The sequence below is a fragment of the Burkholderia sp. Ac-20353 genome (genome assembly GCF_017104785.1).
Classification (GTDB): Bacteria; Pseudomonadota; Gammaproteobacteria; order Burkholderiales; family Burkholderiaceae; genus Burkholderia.
In genome coordinates, this window is record NZ_JAAGPL010000491.1 from 1 (window position 1) to 1,196 (window position 1,196).

The following is a 1,196-nucleotide window of genomic DNA, read 5'->3' on the forward strand; positions in this document are numbered from 1 at the left end:
GTCCTTCCGATCTGGTCGCCGCGCGGGATGCGCTCGCGCGCACGATTGCGCCGTCGCAGAACGGCGCCACCCACGCGAGCTCGCGCCGGTCGCCGATGCACCAGTAGACGGGCGGCCGCTGCAGCGTGAGATCCGGCAATTGCGCATGGTCGACGCGAAAGTAGGTGCCGCGATGCCGCAGCGGCGTGCGCGTAGCCCACAGCGCGGCGAGGATCGACAGGAATTCGGCGCTGCGCGCGAGCCGCTGGTCGCGGTTCAGGTGCGCGTGCTGACCGCTTGCATCGACGCCGCGCGCATCGGCCTCGCACGCAAGCAGCGCGCGGCCGCGGCTCAGCGACTGCAGGCTTTGCGCAAGATGCGCGGCCGCGACGGGCAGTATCGCGCCCGCCTGAAGCGACACGACCACCCGCAGGTCCGGCAACGCGTCGACGAGCGCCGCGGCGGCCATCCACGGGTCCGGACCCACGGGATCGGCGGGGAGCAGCACGGCGTCGCAGCCGGCCGCGATCCCCGCCTCGGCGATCGCGATCCAGTCGGCGGCAGGATCGGGCCGCGCGTCGTCGCAGCGCGTGAAGAGCCGCAGCAGCAGACGCGGCGCGCTCATGCGGCGGCGCGGGCTGGCTGCCAGCCGAGCGCGGGCGCAATCGTTTCCGCGATCGTGCGCAGGCGGCGCAGCGCGTCGTCGAGCGACGAGCTTTCGGCATGCACGACAGGAAGGAAGTAGTCGGCGAACGGCAGCAGCGCCGGGTCGCCGTGCAGGCTCTCGATCACGTCGTCAGGGTGGCCGAGGTGGACATTCAGCAGCCGCACGATCTCGTCGGGCGATGTTACGTCCGGGTGGCCGGTCGCCGCGAGCCACGGGATGTGCCGCACGACGTCGGGCGCCAGTTCGGCGAGTGCGGTGCGCCGGTCGCGCGCCGGAAACACCGCGCGCACGACGCCGATACGAGGCGCCGCCGCGTGTGCGTCCGGGGCGGTGCGTTCGCGCCACGCGTCGAGGTACGCGTCGGCGAGCGGGCGCTGCACGGTGCGCGGATCGTGCACCGCGGTGCCGAGCAGCAAGCCATTGCCGTGCCGGGCGGCGAAACGTGCGCCGTCGGCCGACGCGTGCGAATGCCACAGGCGTTCGCGCAGGCCGGGCGCCGGCGGCTGCAGCACGAGCGGTGGCGCGTCGGCGGCGCTGTCGGCGACGGGGC

General features: G+C 74.1%; 1 protein-coding gene and 1 pseudogene. Both read right to left on the reverse strand.

Translation table 11 applies throughout. The features are described 5' to 3' along the window. Positions 1-604: LLM class flavin-dependent oxidoreductase (locus tag G3N94_RS41520; RefSeq protein WP_205799934.1), on the reverse strand; the 604-nt coding region annotated here is incomplete at its 3' end. Next, positions 601-1,196: pseudogene (locus G3N94_RS41525) on the reverse strand (LLM class flavin-dependent oxidoreductase); the annotation flags it as partial. The gene G3N94_RS41520 and the pseudogene G3N94_RS41525, both read right to left, overlap by 4 nt.